This is a genomic window from Priestia aryabhattai B8W22 (genome assembly GCF_000956595.1).
Classification (GTDB): Bacteria; Bacillota; Bacilli; order Bacillales; family Bacillaceae_H; genus Priestia; species Priestia aryabhattai.
The window spans coordinates 103,832-122,265 of sequence record NZ_JYOO01000015.1 but is presented as its reverse complement, the minus strand read 5'-3'; the positions used below and the strand labels follow the sequence as shown (position 1 = coordinate 122,265).

General features: G+C 38.9%; 18 protein-coding genes. 14 read left to right on the top strand and 4 right to left on the bottom strand.

The features are described from left to right. Positions 1-37 precede the first annotated feature (37 nt). Positions 38-550, bottom strand: a complete 513-nt coding sequence (gene phaP, locus N178_RS13660) for a polyhydroxyalkanoic acid inclusion protein PhaP (RefSeq protein WP_014461097.1) — start codon at positions 548-550, stop codon at positions 38-40. Between the two features lie 168 nt (positions 551-718). After that, positions 719-1,159: a poly-beta-hydroxybutyrate-responsive repressor gene (gene phaQ / locus N178_RS13655; RefSeq protein ID WP_013055935.1), complete on the bottom strand. Its 441-nt coding sequence runs from the start codon at positions 1,157-1,159 to the stop codon at positions 719-721. A 392-nt stretch (positions 1,160-1,551) separates the two neighbouring features. On the opposite strand from phaQ, the gene phaR reads away from it, so the two are divergent. From phaR to N178_RS27035, 6 genes are all read left to right on the top strand, one after another. Further along, entirely contained in the window at positions 1,552-2,151 is a 600-nt protein-coding gene (gene phaR / locus N178_RS13650; RefSeq protein ID WP_028407873.1) for a polyhydroxyalkanoic acid synthase subunit PhaR, read from the top strand. 81 nt (positions 2,152-2,232) lie between these two features. Then, a complete protein-coding gene (gene phbB, locus N178_RS13645) occupies positions 2,233-2,976 on the top strand; it encodes an acetoacetyl-CoA reductase (protein WP_014461095.1) in 744 nt (247 codons plus the stop codon). A gap of 76 nt (positions 2,977-3,052) precedes the next feature. Next, entirely contained in the window at positions 3,053-4,141 is a 1,089-nt protein-coding gene (locus N178_RS13640; RefSeq protein ID WP_028407874.1) for a class III poly(R)-hydroxyalkanoic acid synthase subunit PhaC, read from the top strand. A 482-nt stretch (positions 4,142-4,623) separates the two neighbouring features. Further along, positions 4,624-6,003 carry a TrkH family potassium uptake protein gene (locus N178_RS13635; RefSeq protein ID WP_328121564.1) on the top strand — a complete coding sequence of 460 codons (1,380 nt, stop codon included), beginning with the start codon at positions 4,624-4,626 and terminating at the stop codon, positions 6,001-6,003. A 257-nt stretch (positions 6,004-6,260) separates the two neighbouring features. Then, positions 6,261-6,422 carry a hypothetical protein gene (locus N178_RS27040; RefSeq protein WP_045292840.1) on the top strand — a complete coding sequence of 54 codons (162 nt, stop codon included), beginning with the start codon at positions 6,261-6,263 and terminating at the stop codon, positions 6,420-6,422. Between the two features lie 2 nt (positions 6,423-6,424). After that, entirely contained in the window at positions 6,425-6,598 is a 174-nt protein-coding gene (locus N178_RS27035) for a hypothetical protein (protein ID WP_169746667.1), read from the top strand. Positions 6,599-6,625: 27 nt separating this feature from the next. On the opposite strand, the gene N178_RS13625 is transcribed toward N178_RS27035, so the two are convergent. After that, entirely contained in the window at positions 6,626-8,395 is a 1,770-nt protein-coding gene (locus tag N178_RS13625) for a B12-binding domain-containing radical SAM protein (RefSeq protein ID WP_045292838.1), read from the bottom strand. A 193-nt stretch (positions 8,396-8,588) separates the two neighbouring features. On the opposite strand from N178_RS13625, the gene N178_RS13620 reads away from it, so the two are divergent. From N178_RS13620 to N178_RS13585, 8 genes are all read left to right on the top strand, one after another. Further along, on the top strand, positions 8,589-9,308 hold the full coding sequence (locus N178_RS13620) for a FadR/GntR family transcriptional regulator (protein WP_045292836.1): 720 nt from the start codon (positions 8,589-8,591) through the stop codon (positions 9,306-9,308). 138 nt (positions 9,309-9,446) lie between these two features. Next, positions 9,447-10,967, top strand: a complete 1,521-nt coding sequence (locus N178_RS13615) for a nicotinate phosphoribosyltransferase (RefSeq protein ID WP_045292834.1) — start codon at positions 9,447-9,449, stop codon at positions 10,965-10,967. Between the two features lie 35 nt (positions 10,968-11,002). Continuing rightward, positions 11,003-11,833, top strand: a complete 831-nt coding sequence (nadE, locus tag N178_RS13610) for an ammonia-dependent NAD(+) synthetase (RefSeq protein WP_045292833.1) — start codon at positions 11,003-11,005, stop codon at positions 11,831-11,833. Positions 11,834-12,309: 476 nt separating this feature from the next. Then, on the top strand, positions 12,310-13,029 hold the full coding sequence (locus tag N178_RS13605) for a (Fe-S)-binding protein (protein ID WP_045292852.1): 720 nt from the start codon (positions 12,310-12,312) through the stop codon (positions 13,027-13,029). Between the two features lie 17 nt (positions 13,030-13,046). Next, entirely contained in the window at positions 13,047-14,486 is a 1,440-nt protein-coding gene (locus N178_RS13600; RefSeq protein ID WP_045292832.1) for a LutB/LldF family L-lactate oxidation iron-sulfur protein, read from the top strand. Then, entirely contained in the window at positions 14,464-15,177 is a 714-nt protein-coding gene (locus tag N178_RS13595; RefSeq protein WP_045292831.1) for a LutC/YkgG family protein, read from the top strand. Before N178_RS13600 ends, N178_RS13595 begins: the two co-directional genes overlap by 23 nt. A gap of 391 nt (positions 15,178-15,568) precedes the next feature. Continuing rightward, positions 15,569-17,725, top strand: a complete 2,157-nt coding sequence (locus N178_RS13590) for a PAS domain S-box protein (RefSeq protein WP_237758469.1) — start codon at positions 15,569-15,571, stop codon at positions 17,723-17,725. A 19-nt stretch (positions 17,726-17,744) separates the two neighbouring features. Then, positions 17,745-18,239: a methylated-DNA--[protein]-cysteine S-methyltransferase gene (locus N178_RS13585; RefSeq protein WP_045292830.1), complete on the top strand. Its 495-nt coding sequence runs from the start codon at positions 17,745-17,747 to the stop codon at positions 18,237-18,239. A gap of 9 nt (positions 18,240-18,248) precedes the next feature. Here the strand turns inward: N178_RS13585 and N178_RS27030 are convergent, their stop codons facing one another. Then, positions 18,249-18,413, bottom strand: coding sequence for a hypothetical protein (locus N178_RS27030; protein ID WP_169746666.1), 165 nt, complete (start codon positions 18,411-18,413; stop codon positions 18,249-18,251). Positions 18,414-18,434: the final 21 nt, after the last annotated feature.

Genomic DNA, 18,434 nt, shown 5'->3' with positions numbered 1-18,434 from the left:
AAGCCCAGCTTTCAAAGAAGCTGGGCTTTTTTATATATTATTTTACAACTGCATATTGCTCAAGAGACTGAGCAAATGATTTTTGAAGAGATTTAACTTGCTCTACGTATGCATCAGATACGTGTTGGAACTCTTGGCGCGTTTTCTTTTGCTCTTCTACTAATTGTGTTACTACTTGATGATATTGTTCTTGAGCTTGCTTTACTAAAGAATAGCTTGATTTGCTTTGGTTAAGAGAAAGCTCTTGTAATTTATTTAATGCTTCATGCGTGCGGTTTGTCCATTCCTCATAAGAATCGGCAACAGCGTTTCCAGCTGTTTTACGTAAGTTTTCAACTGTTTTTTGTTGAAGATCTTCTAATTCAGCTTTCCACTGTTTGTCTGTTGCTTGAAGTTGTTCAACTGCTTTTGTTACAAATTCTTGCTGTTGCTCAAGTGCTTTTAACGTCCATTGCTCAATTTGTTTGTTTCCGTCTGCAATGTTTTGTAACCCCTTTGTCCATTGTTCCCACATTGCATCAATTACTGTATCATACTTTACTGTTGACATAATCAAATTCCTCCTTGAATAATTTGGTCTGGCGAACAGTTATCGTAATGAACAAAACGTTAAAGAAGAAATTCGTAGTTGTGTAGTAAACCTAACATTCCGCGCTCGCTGTTTGACCGTGAAATTTAACATTATATTAGGAAACGCAGATGTACTGCGTGAATCCCTTTAATCGTTTTCTTCCTCTTTTGATTCTTTTGACTTTTTAGAAGAAGAAGAGCTAAAAGGGAACAACATGTCGGTATACATGTGAAAAAATGAATCTAACATGTTTTGATACTGTTCAAGCGAATTAGCCCACATGCTTAAATATTGTTCACCGGCATCTGTTAATGAATAAATCCGGCGTGCAGGTCCTTCAGCTGAGGTATCCCATTGCGATGTAATCAAGTTGTCTTTTTCAAGCTGTCTCAGCGTGCGGTAGACATTTCCTTGATCAACTGATGTGAATCCAAAGCTCATTAGTTGCTGAATGAGCTTGTAACCATGTAGATTCCAACCTCTTAAACTTAAAAGAAGAAAAGGAACCATCAAGTTTTTTGGTGCACCGCTAATCGATTTTTCTAAGTTGTTTGAATTAGAGGTGTTATCTTTTTCACTTGATCCCAAGGTAATCACCCCTTCGAAAAAAGAGAATTTGTTTTCTATATGTGTAATTTACACCTAGATGAAAAAATTGTCAACACTTTAAAACAGGTCTTTCAAATACAGGAAAAAAGAACGATTTTTTGGGTTTCGACAAAAAGCGTCAAAAAAATTCAAAAATAAACAAAGATTTAGAATTGTTTATTTTGGGAAACGAATTTATAATAGTACATGTAGGTAATTTTTATAACATTTATAATTTGTTGGTAAGTGAATTGTGAAAAGATTTACATTATCCAATAAATAAACGCAAAATTGGTTGCGTTTACTTAGAGCTTCTAATATGTCGCTTGTCACATTAAGTGTCCATATTGAAAGCCATCACTTTTAACGTACACAAGAAAGGAGATGGAGTTTTGGAACAGCAAAAAGTATTTGATCCGTTTCAAGCATGGAAAGACGTATATGACAAAACCGAATCTTACTGGGGTAAAGTTATTGGGGACAATATGAATCGTGAAGAATTTTCCCAGCTCATGGGAAATGTGCTAAATATGAACCTTCAATATCAACAAGCAGTAAATGAAGTAACCGGGCGCTATCTGCACCAAGTAAATGTACCCACAAAAGAAGATGTAGCAAACGTTGCGTCATTAGTCATCAATGTGGAAGAAAAAGTAGAATTATTAGAAGAGCAATTTGACGATCGTTTTGATGAATTAGAAGCACAGCAAGAAAGTGCATCTGCTTTGAAAAAAGATGTAACTAAGCTGAAATCTGATGTCAAATCGTTAGACAAAAAACTCGACAAAGTTTTATCTCTTCTTGAAGGGCAGCAAAAAACACAAGACGAGTTAAAAGAAACGATTCAACAACAAATTAAAACTCAGGGTGAGCAGCTTCAGGCTCAGCTGTTAGAAAAACAAGAAAAATTAGCTGAAAAGCCAAAGGCAGAAGCTAAATCTGAAGCAAAACCATCAAACGCTCAAAAAACTGAGCAGCCAGCTCGCAAGTAAGGTATATGGTTTTTTATAACAACATTAACTGCTGTATTTACAGTAAAAATCATCGCTGAAGAAGCAAGGGGGAAATTTTTCATGACAACATTACAAGGTAAAGTAGCAATCGTAACAGGCGGATCTAAAGGTATCGGGGCAGCAATTACACGTGAGCTTGCTTCTAATGGAGTAAAAGTAGCAGTAAACTATAACAGCAGTAAAGAATCTGCAGAAGCAATTGTAAAAGAAATTAAAGACAACGGCGGAGAAGCTATTGCGGTTCAAGCTGACGTGTCTTATGTAGATCAAGCAAAACACCTAATCGAAGAAACAAAAGCTGCGTTTGGTCAATTAGACATTCTAGTAAACAATGCTGGAATTACGCGCGACCGTTCATTCAAGAAGTTAGGTGAAGAAGATTGGAAAAAAGTAATTGATGTAAACTTACATAGCGTATACAACACAACATCAGCTGCGCTAACGCACCTTTTAGAATCTGAAGGTGGTCGTGTTATCAATATTTCATCAATTATTGGTCAAGCGGGCGGATTTGGTCAAACAAACTACTCAGCTGCTAAAGCAGGTATGCTAGGATTCACTAAATCATTAGCTCTTGAACTAGCTAAGTCAGGCGTAACAGTTAATGCAATTTGCCCAGGATTTATTGAGACGGAAATGGTAATGGCAATGCCGGAAGAAGTTCGTGCAAAAGTTGTAGCAAAAATCCCAACTCGTCGCTTAGGCCACGCTGAAGAAATTGCACGCGGAGTTGTTTACTTAGCAAAAGACGGCGCGTACATTACAGGACAACAGTTAAACATTAACGGCGGCTTATACATGTAATAGATGCTGGCCCTGACTTTTGTCGGGGCTGTGCTTGTTAACTAACTACTAATGAAATGAAAGGGTGTGTATATTCGTGGCAATTCCTTACGTGCAAGAGTGGGAAAAACTAATCAAATCAATGCCAAGTGAATATAAAAGTTCTGCAAGACGTTTTAAGCGTGCATATGAAATTATGACAACAGAAGCGGAACCGGAAGTTGGATTAACACCAAAAGAGGTTATTTGGAAAAAGAATAAAGCGAAATTATATCGCTATACGCCAGTAAAAGATAACCTGCATAAAACACCAATTTTACTCGTATATGCACTGATCAATAAACCGTATATTTTAGATTTAACGCCTGGAAACAGTCTTGTTGAATACTTATTAAACCGCGGTTTTGACGTGTATTTACTTGACTGGGGAACTCCTGGACTTGAAGACAGCAATATGAAGCTAGATGATTATATTGTGGATTATATTCCAAAAGCGGCGAAAAAGGTGCTGCGCACTTCTAAATCTCCTGAGTTGTCTGTTCTTGGTTACTGCATGGGCGGAACCATGACATCTATTTTTGCTGCATTAAATGAAGACTTGCCGATTAAAAACTTAATTTTTATGACAAGTCCATTTGATTTTTCGGATACAGGTTTATACGGGGCATTCCTAGACGATCGCTACTTTAATTTAGATAAAGCAGTAGATACATTTGGAAATATCCCTCCAGAGATGATTGACTTTGGAAACAAGATGTTAAAGCCAATCACGAATTTCTACGGTCCATATGTAACGCTGGTGGATCGTTCGGAAAATCAGCGTTTTGTTGAAAGCTGGAAGCTCATGCAAAAGTGGGTTGCTGATGGAATCCCGTTTGCTGGTGAAGCTTATCGTCAGTGGATTCGCGACTTCTATCAACAAAATAAATTAATTAATGGTGAACTTGAAGTTCGCGGACGCAAGGTAGATTTAAAAAATATTAAAGCTAATATTTTAAACATTGCTGCTAGCCGTGATCATATTGCGATGCCGCATCAAGTGGCAGCTTTAATGGACGCTGTTTCAAGTGAAGATAAAGAGTACAAATTGCTGCAAACAGGTCACGTATCTGTTGTTTTTGGTCCAAAAGCAGTGAAGGAAACATATCCTTCAATCGGCGATTGGCTAGAAAAACGCTCTAAATAAAATAAAGACGAGGCTGGGGCAAAAGTATTTTAGCCGAAGTGAAAAACGAACCATTGATATCAGTGGTTCGTTTTTTTTGTTATGGTGAACGTAGGTTTCAAGTACGTAGTTGCTTCTAGCTGGTGATTGGAGGGCAAGGCGAAGACTCCTGCGGGCTCAGCGGCCGCTCGCAGAAAGCGAAGTCTTGCACGGAAATCAACAGCGGTGTCTCAAGTGTCCATACGAGCTCATGTATCTCATTTATTTGTCTTTAGATTAGATTAATTTAATTATGTCTCGACCTCGTTTTTTGTGTAAACAGACAATATTGAGTGAAGGTTCTTTATGCGGGCTACTTGGATTTATGATATCTAATGACAAGTGAAGTGACTTCTTTTATACTAATGTAGTCACCTTCTTGAACATGGGATTTTTTACATGGATATTGGGATCCGTGTAACAATGAGTATGCTTTGGGAAGAAAGAAGAAAACTATTAGTATTATAATAAAAAAGGAATGTCAGATTATGCCGCAACCATGGAAACGACGAGTAAGGCAGATGTCTTCAGCTCAAATTATTGTTACATTTTACATAGTGGCTGTTACGCTTGGATTTCTATTGCTTAGTATTCCAGAAGCTTTAAGGCCGGGAGTGAAGTTAGCATTTATTGATCGCTTATTTATTGCCGTTAGTGCGGTAAGTGTAACAGGGCTGACACCTGTCTCTACTCCGGATACGTTTAGTACGACGGGCTATTTTTTGCTCGCTTTTATCTTTCAAATCGGTGGTATTGGTGTGATGACACTCAGTACATTCATTTGGATGATTTTAGGTAAGAAAATTGGTTTGAAGGAACGTCAGCTCATTATGACAGATCATAACCAATCCCGCTTATCAGGATTAGTTGACTTGATGAGAAATATTTTATTTATTATTTTTGCTATTGAACTAGCTGGCGCCATTATTTTAGGATTACATTTTCTCCGTTATTATTCGAGCTGGACAGATGCGTTTTTGCATGGTTTCTTTGCTTCTGTCAGCGCTACTACAAATGCCGGCTTCGATATTACAGGATCTTCATTTATTCCGTATGCCCATGATTATTTTGTACAAGTAGTAACCGTTATTTTAATTACGCTTGGAGCGATTGGATTCCCTGTATTAATTGAGATTAAGCACTATTTTTTAACTTTTAAAGATAAGCGTAAATTTCAATTTTCGCTATTTACGAAGCTAACAACCATTATGTTTTTTCTGCTGTTAGCAGGAGGAACAATATTAATTCTTGTGCTAGAGCATTCAGGATTTTTAGCAGATAAGTCTTGGGATGAATCGTTCTTTTATGCGTTTTTCCAATCCGCTGCCACAAGGAGCGGAGGAGTGGCGACCATGAATATTAATGAGTTTTCGCTTCCTACGTTAATTATGATGAGCGCGATGATGTTTATCGGGGCTTCACCGAGCTCAGTAGGGGGAGGAATTCGTACAACGACGTTTGCATTAAATATTCTTTTCCTGTTTTATTACGTAAGAGGAAATAAGACGATTAAAATCTTTCGCCGCGAAATTCATGAAGATGACATTATTAAATCAGTAGCTGTATCGATGTTAGCTGTAATCATTTGCTCCATTTCTCTTCTTATTTTAAGTATTACAGAACATTTTTCTCTCATTGAGCTTATTTTTGAAGTGTGTTCAGCTTTTGGGACAACCGGTTTATCAATGGGAATTACAGGAGGGCTTTCTGATATCGGTAAATGCGTTATTATGATTTTAATGTTTATTGGCCGAATCGGTATGTTTTCATTTATCTTAATGCTTCGCCGTCCAACGTCTGAACCGGATTATCACTATCCGAAAGAACGTATTATTATTGGATAAAAGAGGCTGAGGTAAAAATATGTTAATTGAAGAAGGATCCGAACGAGCTTAATTCTTAATCAAGCTTGCACGGAAATCAACAGCGGTGTCACAAGCGGTTCAGATGAACTCATTTATCCCATTTGTTTGTCTTTAGATTAAAGTGATTTCGTTATGTTTCAACCGCTTTTTTACAGCTTTTTCTGCTTATATTGCGCATCAGAAAGTGCATTCTAAGAAAAGGAAGTTCAATGGACTTCCAAGCATAGGAGGGATAGATGATGGCAAAGCGTAAAGTAGGGTACAAACCAGCACTGACTAACAATAATACACCAAAAGAGAGCCTTTCAGATGCAGAATTTGCTGCTGAATATGCTGGCGGCGAGGAGCCAGCTAAAGGCGCGAATCGCAATTCTAAAAAAGGAAAGCAAGGTAAGTAACGATGAGCAAACATAAACAAGATAATAAGCACATCGCGAGCACCGAAGCAAAACAAAAACAATTACTGCAAGAAGAGTTTGGAACGGAAATGGGCGATCCGAACTCAGCTAAAATATATGAATCCCTAGGAAAAACAAAGTCTGATAAAGAGCATGAAAAGAAAAAAGAATGCTAAAGAAAAAAACCTCGGATATCCGAGGTTTTAGCTTACAACTGGAAGGCCAAATGCTTCTACAGGTGCTGAATAAAGTTTTGTATCATTTGCTTTTTGATCATAATAAGCAAGAAGAACAGATGGTTGTTCATTGATTTGGCCCGTTTGTTTATAATACATATAATCGAATGGAAGAATCTCTAAAACAGTGTGCTTGTATAATTCTTTTTCAGCAAGCTGTTCAGCTTCAAAAGCCTGTCCCATGATAGAAGGATTAGCAAGCATTTGCTGATAGTAATGAGAGCGGACTTGTTTTTCTACTTTATCGTCCCACCAAGGCTTACGAGGCTTATGCTTTTGGTTTTGTAAATAATCAATTTTCATAAATCCTTCAATCATTTCTTCATTTGAAAAATTCTCTGTTTGAATATACTGTCTAAGGCGTCTGAATAAATCTTCAAGCTGATGACCGATTCGAACCCAGCCCATTTCATCCCAATACGTCCCAAAGTTTTGGAAGAAATCAAAAGGCGTATCATAGCAGTGCTCTACTAAAAACTCGATTGTTTCATCCATTCGATGATCATTCCAAAACTTTTCTAAAATATCTTCTACATGTTTGATACGTACGACATCTGAAAATGGCAAAACGTTATTACTTAAAATTTCATAAGGCGACTGATCCATGTATTGATAATTATAGCGAGGCGCGCTTAAGCGTAAGCCGGTGCCGCGAAGCATTTTTAAAAAGCCTAGCTGAAGCTCTTCGGGACGAAGTGCAAATACATCATTAAACGTATTTTTAAATGAGTTATAATCTTCGTCTGGGAGACCCGCGATTAAATCTAAATGCTGGTCAATCTTTCCGCCTTCTTTTACCATTGTTACGGTGCGCGTTAATTTCTTGAAGTTTTGTTTACGTTTGACTAGTTCATTAACGGCATCATTGGTAGATTGAACGCCAATTTCAAAGCGGAATAATCCTTTTGGCGCGTTATCGTTTAAGAACTGAATAACTTCTGGGCGCATAATATCGGCAGTAATTTCAAACTGAAATACGGTACCTTCACGATGTTCATCAATTAAAAATTGGAACATTTCCATGGCGTAGCTGCGGCTGATGTTGAACGTGCGGTCTACGAACTTAATCGTGCGCGCTCCGTTATCCATTAAATAGCGAATATCTTCTTTTACTTTTTCTCGGTCGAAATAACGAACGCCTACTTCAATAGAAGAGAGACAGAACTGACAGCTAAACGGACAGCCGCGGCTTGTTTCAATATACACAACGCGTTTTGAAAGTTCTTGGCGGTCTTCTTCAAAACGGAAAGGGGAAGGCATTTCGCGCAGATCAATTTTATTGCGCTGTGGATTAACAACTGGTTTTCCTTCTTTTCGGAAAGCCACGCCGCTTACGTTTTCAAACTGACGCTCGCCGTGAAGTTCATCTAACAGCTGTTTGAATGTTTCTTCTCCTTCACCAATAGCGATAAAGTCAGCTTCAGGAATACGCTCTAGCCAGTGAGTTACGTCATAGGTTACTTCTGGTCCACCGAATATAATGATGAGCTCGGGATTAATTTTTTTAAGCATTTGTGCGACTTTAATCGTTTCTTCAATATTCCAAATGTAACAGCTGAAACCAATAATATCTGGGTTGCGTTTATATAAATCCGTGACAATGTTCATAGCAGGATCTTTAATCGTATATTCGGCCATATCCACTTTATAGTCAGGCTCGGCATAGGCTTTTAAACATCGAAGGGCTAAAGAAGTATGAATATACTTCGCATTCAATGTACTGACAACAATGTTCATTCAAAAAGCTCCTTTTAACTCGTAATATGAAATCAATTTACTATTTTAGCACATTTGAGAAATAAAGTATAAATACCTTTGCACTTTTGTTGTGGCGGGGAAAAGATTTCGGTAAAATGTAACAGAAACGTAAAAGAAGAAAGAGTCTCGGTTAATGTGAACCTTGGTGAACGAAAAAAATGAGGTGGAAAACGTGGAATATAAGCGAATTAAGCCAAAAAAAATATACGAAGAAGTAGCCGAAACGCTTCTTGAGAATATAAAAGAAGGCAGCTTGAAGCCTGGAGACCGTTTGGATTCAGTGCAGCAGCTGGCGGAAAATTTCCAGGTAGGACGCTCAGCTATTCGTGAAGCTCTTAGCGCTTTGCGGGCGATGGGGCTTCTGGAGATGAAGCAAGGAGAAGGCACATTTGTACGCGAATTTAACTCAGATATGCTGTCCTTGCCTGTAACTAGCGCTGTATTAATGAATAAAAACGATATTGAGCATTTACTTGAAGTGAGAAAAGTATTAGAAATTGGAGCTGTTCGAGCGGCAGCTCAAAAGAGAACAGATGCGGATCTCGAACAGCTGTCTAATAGTCTGGAACAAATGAAAGGAGCGTTTGGCAATGAAGAACTGGGAGAGAAAGCAGATTTCACTTTTCATTTAGCCATTGCCAAAGCCTCACAAAATCCGCTTTTAGTAAAGCTTATGAATAACGTATCAGAAATGATGATTGAAACGATGAAAGAGACAAGACGCATCTGGCTTTATGCAGAAGAGAAAACGGCTGAACGGATTTATAAAGAGCATCAGCAAATTTATGAAGCTATTCTCTCTCAGCATGCAGAAGATGCTCAGCATTTTATGATGAGTCATCTTGATAATGTTGAACATGTATTAATGAAATACATACCAGAAGAAAAATAACGCCATTTCAGGTAGAAAAGTGCGCCCTAAACAACAGAAAAACTAAAATTCAAGCACCTTCCGATAATTTATGCTTGCTCTATTGTGAAAAGATTTACATAATAGAAACTAGGATTGTCAAATGGAGGGTTACAAAGTATGAAAAAGCAATATAGTGATGATAGTTTAGCTTTGCATACAGATCTATACGAACTGAATATGGCGCATACGTATTTTAAAGATCACATTCATAAGCGTCGTTCTGTATTTGAGGCTTACTTTCGCCGGATGCCGTTTGAAAGCGGTTATGCGGTGTTTGCCGGGCTAGAAAGAGTAATTGATTTTATTGCTAATTTCAGATTTAGCGAAACGGACTTAGATTATTTATATGAAGAATTACATTATGAAGCAGAGTTTATCGACTATTTAAAACAAGTTCGGTTTAACGGCAATATTCGTTCGGTTGTAGAAGGCGAAATGATTTTTGCTAATGAACCGATGCTGCAAATTGACGCTCCTTTAGCAGAAGCGCAGCTTATTGAAACGCCGCTTTTAAATATTTTAAATTTCCATCCGCTGATTGCGACAAAAGCCTCGCGTATTCGCTTGGCGGCGGGAGAAGATAATTTATATGAGCATACGGGTACAAATCAGCTTATGGAATTTGGTTCAAGAAGAGCACATGAGCTGGACGCTGCTTTTTACGGAGCGAGGGCTGCTTATATTGGAGGCTTTGACGCCACCAGTAATGTAAGAGCGGGAAAAGTGTTTGGAATTCCTGTGTCCGGCACTCACGCCCACGCGCTTGTTCAAGTCTATCGTGACGAATATAGTGCGTTTAAAAAGTACGCGGAATCACACCGTAACTGTATCTTTTTAGTAGATACATATAATACGTTAAAATCAGGTATTCCAAATGCTATTAAAGTAGCAAAAGAAATGGGAGAACGAATTAACTTTATCGGTATTCGATTAGACAGCGGAAGACTTCCATATCTTTCTCAAGAGGCAAGAAAAATGCTTGATGAAGCTGGCTATCATGATGTGAAAATTTTCGCTTCGAATGACCTTGATGAGTACAGCATTCTAGATTTGAAAGCGCAAGGTGCCAAAATTGATGGATGGGGAGTTGGAACAAAACTCATGACGTCCTTTGATCAGCCGGCGCTAGGAGCGGTGTACAAGCTGGTTTCGATTGAAGATGATCATGGAAACATGGTGGATACGATTAAGCTGTCAGAAAATCCAGAGAAAATTTCAACTCCTGGTCTAAAAGAAGTATATCGAATTGTAAATCAAGTGAATCACAAATGGGAAGGCGATTATATTACGATGCAGGACGAAGTGCCGAATGAAGAGCAGCATTTAAAAATGTTTCACCCTATTCATACGCACGTCAGCAAGTTTGTCACGAACTTTAACGCACGTAAAATTCACCAGCCAATCTTTGCACAGGGAAAGCTTGTGTATGAACAGCCTACCATTGAAGAAATGAGAGCCTACTGCTTACAAAACTTAAAGCATCTATGGGATGACTACAAAGTCATTACAAAATCGAACGAAGATGTATTTCGTCCTACAGAGTATCCAGTAGACTTGAGTACAAACTGCTGGGATAACAAAATGCAAAATATCGAAGAGACTAGAAGCAAGTTACTATCTGATACAGTGCTTGTGTAGATCCCATCAGCTAGTAATGAGAGGAGAGTTTTTTTATGAAAGAGCTACAAAAGCAAATTATTGAAGAAATGAACGTACAAAAAGAAATTAATCCCGCGGAAGAAATTCGCCGCAGCGTTGATTTTCTGAAATCCTACATGAACAAATATCCTTTTTTACGTTCATTTGTACTAGGTATTTCCGGCGGCCAAGATTCTACGTTAACTGGAAAGCTGGCGCAGCTAGCGGTTAATGAGTTGAATGAAGAAGCCGGAGAAGAGCGCTATCAGTTTATTGCTGTTCGTCTTCCATACGGCGTGCAGGCAGATGAAGCAGACTGTCAAGATGCACTTGCTTTTATTCAACCAACAAAATCTATTTCGATTAACGTAAAACCAGCAGTAGATGCGATGCTTTCTGCTGTTGAAGAAGCGGCAGATGATAAAGTTTCCGACTTCAACAAAGGAAATGTAAAAGCACGTGAACGAATGATTGCACAATATACGGTAGCAGGCATGTACAGTGGAGTCGTACTTGGAACGGATCACTCTGCTGAAGCTGTTACAGGATTTTATACAAAATTTGGTGACGGAGGAGCTGACTTAGTGCCTATCTTCCGTCTGAACAAGCGACAAGGAAAACAAATGCTAAAAGAATTGGGCTGTCCAGAGCATCTATATATGAAAAAACCAACGGCTGATTTGGAAGAAGATCGTCCACAGCTTCCAGATGAAGAAGCCCTTGGCGTAACGTATGAGCAAATCGACGATTATTTAGAAGGAAAAGATGTAGGTGAACATGCAAGTAACGTCATTGAAGGTCACTTCTTAAAAACACAGCATAAACGCCAATTGCCAATCACAGTATTTGATGATTTTTGGAAATAAATAAGTAAGAAGCTGAGACAAAAGTAGTTTAGTTGAAGGAAGATCCGAACGGTTTTGATTCTTGATGGAGAATCAAAACCGTTCGGATTTTTTTAATGATAGGACAAACATAGGTTTCACGTGTTTTGTTTCTTCTAGCGGTTGATTGGAGGGCAAGATGAAGACTCCTGCGGGAAAAGCGGAAGCGACGAGGAGGCTCATCGGCCGCCCTCGGAAAGCGCAGTCTTGCACGGAAATCAACTGCGGTGTCACAAGTAATCCACATTAAATGATTTATCCAATTTGTTCGTCTTTAGATTAAAAGGATTTAGTTATGTCTCAATCTCTTACTTTTTATGAAGAAAAGATAGCAAACAAAGAAAGGTATTTTTGAAAAACTAGTGAAATTAGAAAAACATAGGAGTATAATAGCATTAAGTCATCTGATGACCTGTTAACTAAAAGAAGTAAAATGATCAGCTTGGAGGGAGCAAATGATGAAAGTATCTTTATTTGCCACATGTTTGATTGATATGTTTCAAACAAATGTAGGAAAAGCGACGGTAGAATTGTTAGAACGATTAGGATGCGAAGTGGATTTTCCAAAGAGTCAAGTATGCTGCGGGCAGCCTGCGTATAACAGCGGTTACGTAAAAGAATCAAAAGAAGCAATGAAAAATATGATAAAAGCATTTGAGCATGCAGAGTATGTTGTATCTCCATCTGGCTCGTGTGTGACAATGTTTAAAGAGTATCCCCATCTTTTTAAAGGTGATGCTGCATGGTATGAACCTGCCGTGAAGCTTGCTGATAAAACGTATGAGCTAACGGATTTTATTGTAAACGTTTTAAAAGTGGAAGATGTAGGCGCCAGCTTAAATGGGAAAGCCACTTATCATTCTTCCTGTCATATGACGCGTTTGCTAAACGTAAAAAAAGAACCTTTTATACTATTAAACAATGTAAAGGGTCTTGAAATGGAAAACCTTGAAAACAGTCATAACTGCTGCGGATTTGGCGGGACGTTTTCGGTTAAGATGGGGCAAATCTCTGAACAAATGGTCGATGAAAAAGTGGGCTGTATAGCTAAGACAAACGCGGAGTACTTAATTGGAGCTGACTGCGGGTGTCTGATGAATATTGGGGGAAGAATTGAACGAAAAGGACAGCCTGTAAAAGTGATGCATATCGCTGAAGTGTTAAATAGCAGAATGTAAAGAAAGGAGAATACCGAATGTCTATGAAAATAGGAAACGATCAGTTTAAAAAACGCGTCGATGACGGAGTCAATAATGCGTTTATGCGCTTTGCGGTTTCAGGTGCTCAAGAGCGTTTAAGAAGCCGTAGATTAGATGCGGCGGAAGAGTTAGGGAACTGGGAAGAATGGAGAGCGCTTGGCGAAGAAATTCGTCAGCATACGCTTGAAAATTTAGATTACTATTTAGAGCAGCTCACTGATAATGTAGCTAAACGCGGAGGCCACGTTTTTTTCGCTCAAACAGCTGAAGAAGCGAATGAGTACATAAAAAATGTAGCGAGGCAAAAGCAGGCAAAGAAAGTTGTTAAATCCAAGTCAATGGTTACAGAAGAAATTCATATGAACGCCGCTTTAGAAGAACTAGGCTGTGAAGTTATTGAAACGGACTTAGGAGAATACATCCTGCAAGTCGATGATCACGATCCGCCTTCTCATATCGTAGCTCCTGCGCTTCATAAAAACAAAGAACAAATTAGAGATGTATTTCAGGAAAAGCTTTCTTACAAAAAAACAGAAAAACCTGAAGAACTAGCTCTTCACGCCCGGGAAATGCTGCGAAAAGAATTTTTATCAGCTGATATGGGCATCACAGGGTGTAATTTTGCGATTGCAGAATCTGGATCTATTTCACTTGTAACCAATGAAGGAAATGCAAGATTAACAACAGCCCTTCCTAAAACGCAAATTACGGTTATGGGAATGGAACGCATTGTGCCAACATTTGAAGAGTTTGAAGTGTTGGTAAGCCTGTTAACTAGAAGTGCAGTAGGTCAGCGGCTTACAAGTTACGTAACAGCGCTTACAGGACCTAGACTTCCGGGAGAAGTAGACGGACCTGAAGAGTTTCACCTAGTGATTGTGGATAACGGACGATCTGCGATTTTAGGAACTGAGTTTCAATCTGTTTTACAGTGTATTCGCTGTGCGGCATGTGTGAATGTATGTCCCGTGTATCGCCATATTGGAGGACATTCATATGGATCTATTTATTCAGGTCCGATTGGAGCTGTATTATCTCCTTTGCTTGGAGGCTATGAAGATTACAAAGAGCTTCCATATGCTTCAACTTTATGCGCAGCCTGTACAGATGCCTGTCCAGTCAAAATTCCGCTGCATGAGCTATTACACAAGCACCGGCAGCGAATTGTCGAAAAAGAAGGAAAAGCACCTATTTCAGAAAAGCTGGCGATGAAAGCATTTGGCTTGGGAGCCGCTTCTTCTTCTCTATATACAGTGGGCGCTAAAGTAGCACCGGCGGCTCTTACTCCTTTTATGTCAGGAAGCAGTATTTCAAAAGGACCTGGACCATTAAAAGCGTGGACAGAAAGCAGAGAGTTTCCGGCGCCTACAAAAGAGCGCTTGCGAGATTGGTTTGATAAAAGGAGTGATGATAATGAACGGAAGCATTCAAAATAGAGACAGTTTTTTAGACAATATTGCTGCTAATCTTAAGCGAAGCAGGCGAACAAGCGGCGTAGTAAAGCCACAATGGAAGCATGCTCCTCAGCATGAGGTCTACCGCAGCTATTCGCCGGATCAATTAAAGAAAGAGCTTGAAAACCATTGCGAACGTATTCATACTCGCTATGTAGAAACATCATCGAAACACTTACCAGCTGCGCTTGAGGAAGCCGTAGCGAACTATGGAAATGGTCTTGTCTGCACGTGGAATGATCCTAGGTTTTCCGAATATGGATTGAATCCGCTGATGGAGAAATGGGAAACAAACCGTAGCCTTCACGTATGGAATTCGGTAAAAGGCGATGAGAATATTAAACTAGCTGAACAAGCAAATGTCGGCATCACGTTCAGTGATTTGACGCTAGCGGAATCTGGAACGGTTGTTTTGTTTAGCAGTGCTGCAAAAGGACGAGCGGTAAGTTTGCTGCCAGCCACTTATATTGCGATCATACCTAAAAGCTCAATTGTCCCTCGCATGACACAAGCCGCTGAAATGATTCATGAAAAAATAGAGCGGGGAGAAACGATTGCTTCTTGCATTAACTTTATTACGGGACCGAGCAATTCAGCTGATATTGAAATGAATTTAGTAGTTGGCGTGCATGGACCTATTCAAGCGACTTATATTGTAGTGAATGATCGATGAGGCTGGGACAAAAGTATTTTAGCCGAAGTGAAAAACGAACCGTGAATCAACATGTTTGATTCACGGTTCGTTTTCTTTGTTATGTTGAGCATAGGTTTTATCTGTTCCGCCCGCGGAAAGCGAAGTCTTGCACGGAAATCAACTGCGGTGTCACAAGCGGTTCAGCTAGCTCATGCATCTCATTTGGTCGCCTTTAGATGGAATTCATTTTATTATGTCCCAGCCTCTTTTATTCATGCTTCATTTTTAAATAGCGGGAGAATGCGAAGAAATGTCGCATTTTGAATAAACGTGGCTAATTTTAAAAAGGTAAAAAGCAAATCTTGTAGAATATTAAGTCTATAGATAAAAGGTGGGGAAATGGGAAGTGCAAAAGAAAGGAGCAATGAGCATGTCATCACAAAGAGAATTAACATCTGAAGCTGAGCAAAATCAGCGAGGTGAATTACAGCAGCTACGAGCTATTTTTAATGACGTATTAGATGCCATTGTCGTATTTGATGAGTATTTTCAAGTTATAAATGCAAATGAATCAGCCTGCGGGCTGTTTGAAAAAACAAAGGATGAGCTATTAACGTATCAAATGAAAGATTTTCTGATGTATTTTCCGTATGACATGATTGAAGCGTATTATCCAGCGCTTTTAGAAGAAAGCTATTTCAAATATGAAGGCGCGATGACGCTTCGAAGCGGCATGATGAAACATGTTGAATTTACTTCACACAAACATAGTCACATGTCGGGCATTATTGTGTGTACATTTCGAGATATTACGCAACACAAGATGATGGAAAATGAACGGTTTATTAGTCATCATATGTTTATGGATGTATTTAATGAAGCGGTAGATGGAATTGTCATTTTTGATCGAACCGGTCAGCTTATCGACGCGAACCCTTCATTTTGCGAGCGATTAAATTATACAAGAGCACAGCTTCTAACCAAAACGTTAGAGGAGCTTGTAGAACCTACTTATCATTATAAGGTAAAAAAACTATGGAGAACTCTGCATCAAGAAGGAAAGACAAGCGGCGAGCTGCCGATCAGGCTCGAAAATGGGGACGTTACTTTTTTTGAATTTACCACAACGGCTAATATATACAGTCAATACTATATGTCCATTATGAGAGACGTGACGGAAAAACGGCTGATGGAACAGCAGCTGTTGAGAAGCGAAAAAAATTTCAGGGCTATTTTTGAAAATGCGATTGAAGCGATCTTGATTTGGAGAGAAGATGGTGAAATCTTGAACGCTAATCTTGCTTCTTCACGTACATTTGAGCTCCCGTTAAACAAATTAATTGGAAGCAATTTGTATACGTTTATCGATACAAAAAGCTTTAGTGCGTTAAAGGTGCTTCAAACGTTTCAAACAAAAGGAGAAATTCGCAATCAGCTTCCTTTTTACATGCCAAATGGAGAAATCAAACAGTTGGAATTCACAGGGAAAAAAGGCATTATAGAAGGAGACCATTTAACCATTTTTCGAAACATCAGTGAACGTACAAAAATCGAACAGGAGCTTCGGAATAACGAAGAGAAATTCAGGCAAATCTTTAATGGCTCAATTGACGGGTTAGTTTTATGGGACGGCAAGCGAAATATTATTGATGTGAATTCTTCTCTTTGTGATATTCTAGAACTCAGCAAAGAGGAGATTTGTGCGCACTCCATGGAGGATTTTATTTCTTCAGCGAATTTAGATGCGGTCATTGAGCATAAAGAAACGATTGAGCAAAAAGGGGAAGCTGAAGGAGAGATTACGTACGTTACGGGGAACGAAAAAGTTAAAAATATCGAATTCTCTACGAAAAAAGATATCTTGCCAGGTCTATATATGACGCTTTTAAGAGACGTAACGGAACGAAATCAAATGCAGGAGCAGATTCGGAAATCGGATACGCTTCAAGTAGTCGGACAGTTAGCAGCTGGGATTGCGCATGAAATCCGCAACCCGATGACGGCTTTAAAAGGGTTTGTTCAGCTATTAGAAAGCAGCATTCAAGAAGATCACTCTCTTTATTTTGATATTATTAAATCCGAATTAAAAAGAATCGAAACCATTATTACAGAGTTTCTAGTACTCGCTAAGCCACAGGCCGTAAAGTTTGAAAAGAAAAATTTAGCTGCGGTTGTTAAAGAAACGATTGATTTATTAAATGCTCAAGCGCTTTTAGAAAATATTCAGTTTGAACTAAGTGTGTCCCCTCAGCTGCCAATGGTGTACTGCGAGCCGAACCAAATTAAGCAAGTATTAATAAATGTAATTAAAAATGCAATCGAAGTCACGTCAAACGGGGGAAGGATTTTTGTTGAAGTCTACTCTACAGAGCCGCACTACGTGACGGTCTCCATTCGAGATCAAGGAGACGGAATGCCAGAAGAGCGCATCAAGCGCTTAGGAGAACCATTTTATACGACAAAAGAAAAAGGAACGGGACTCGGTTTGATGGTCTCATATAAAATTATCGAAGAACATAAAGGGCGAATTGAAGTGGAAAGCAAAATAGGAGAAGGAACAGCTTTTCATGTTATTCTTCCAGCCTAAATAGAAAGGATAAGCAAGTATGTACTATGGAGAAATGAATTTATTTTCTGATTTGAAAATTTATATTGTAGCCTCGGAAAAAGGGGTTCAACATATTTTGTTTGATAGCGATGATCATAATGAGCAGCTTAAAGAACTTGTCCATGACGAGAATTTTCATCTTGTGAAAGAAGCGAAGCGACAGTTGCAGGATTATGCTGAAGGGCGCACGCTAACATTTGATGTGCCTTTGGATATAAAAGGAACAGACTTCCAAAAAGAAGTGTGGTTAACGCTTAAAGGTATACCTTATGGACAAACGTGGTCTTATAGTGATGTAGCGGAGTCTGTTAATCGCTCTAAAGCCGTAAGAGCTGTGGGACAAGCGAATCGTCGAAATCCACTGCCTATTATTTTACCTTGTCACCGTGTGATCGGTAAAAACGGAGCTTTAACAGGTTATGCAGGTTCCCAAACTCATATAAAAGAGAAACTATTAATGCTTGAAAGAAATGTAGCAAAAGGCGCTCTATAGTTTAAATAGCTATTCACCGTCTAATTTCCAGCCTTCTCCTTGCACAAAAACACCGTCAATTTGCTGAGGAGAAGGGAGGGAATTTAGTTCTTCATCTTGAGATAAATCGAATAGCTGATATTGCTGCTTACGATTCAGCGCTTTGTTTTTATCTGTTTTTTGCTCTGAACTCATAGTTACTCCTCCTTTATTTAA

Coding starts and splice junctions, on each gene's coding strand:
- N178_RS13605 (WP_045292852.1), top strand. CDS start 12,310: ATGAAAGTATCTTTATTTGCCACATGTTTGATTGATATGTTTCAAACA.
- nadE (WP_045292833.1), top strand. CDS start 11,003: ATGAAAGAGCTACAAAAGCAAATTATTGAAGAAATGAACGTACAAAAA.
- phaP (WP_014461097.1), bottom strand. CDS start 550: ATGTCAACAGTAAAGTATGATACAGTAATTGATGCAATGTGGGAACAA.
- N178_RS27035 (WP_169746667.1), top strand. CDS start 6,425: ATGAGCAAACATAAACAAGATAATAAGCACATCGCGAGCACCGAAGCA.
- N178_RS13590 (WP_237758469.1), top strand. CDS start 15,569: ATGTCATCACAAAGAGAATTAACATCTGAAGCTGAGCAAAATCAGCGA.
- N178_RS13600 (WP_045292832.1), top strand. CDS start 13,047: ATGTCTATGAAAATAGGAAACGATCAGTTTAAAAAACGCGTCGATGAC.
- N178_RS13595 (WP_045292831.1), top strand. CDS start 14,464: ATGAACGGAAGCATTCAAAATAGAGACAGTTTTTTAGACAATATTGCT.
- N178_RS13615 (WP_045292834.1), top strand. CDS start 9,447: ATGAAAAAGCAATATAGTGATGATAGTTTAGCTTTGCATACAGATCTA.
- N178_RS27040 (WP_045292840.1), top strand. CDS start 6,261: ATGATGGCAAAGCGTAAAGTAGGGTACAAACCAGCACTGACTAACAAT.
- N178_RS27030 (WP_169746666.1), bottom strand. CDS start 18,413: ATGAGTTCAGAGCAAAAAACAGATAAAAACAAAGCGCTGAATCGTAAG.
- N178_RS13625 (WP_045292838.1), bottom strand. CDS start 8,395: ATGAACATTGTTGTCAGTACATTGAATGCGAAGTATATTCATACTTCT.
- N178_RS13585 (WP_045292830.1), top strand. CDS start 17,745: ATGTACTATGGAGAAATGAATTTATTTTCTGATTTGAAAATTTATATT.
- phbB (WP_014461095.1), top strand. CDS start 2,233: ATGACAACATTACAAGGTAAAGTAGCAATCGTAACAGGCGGATCTAAA.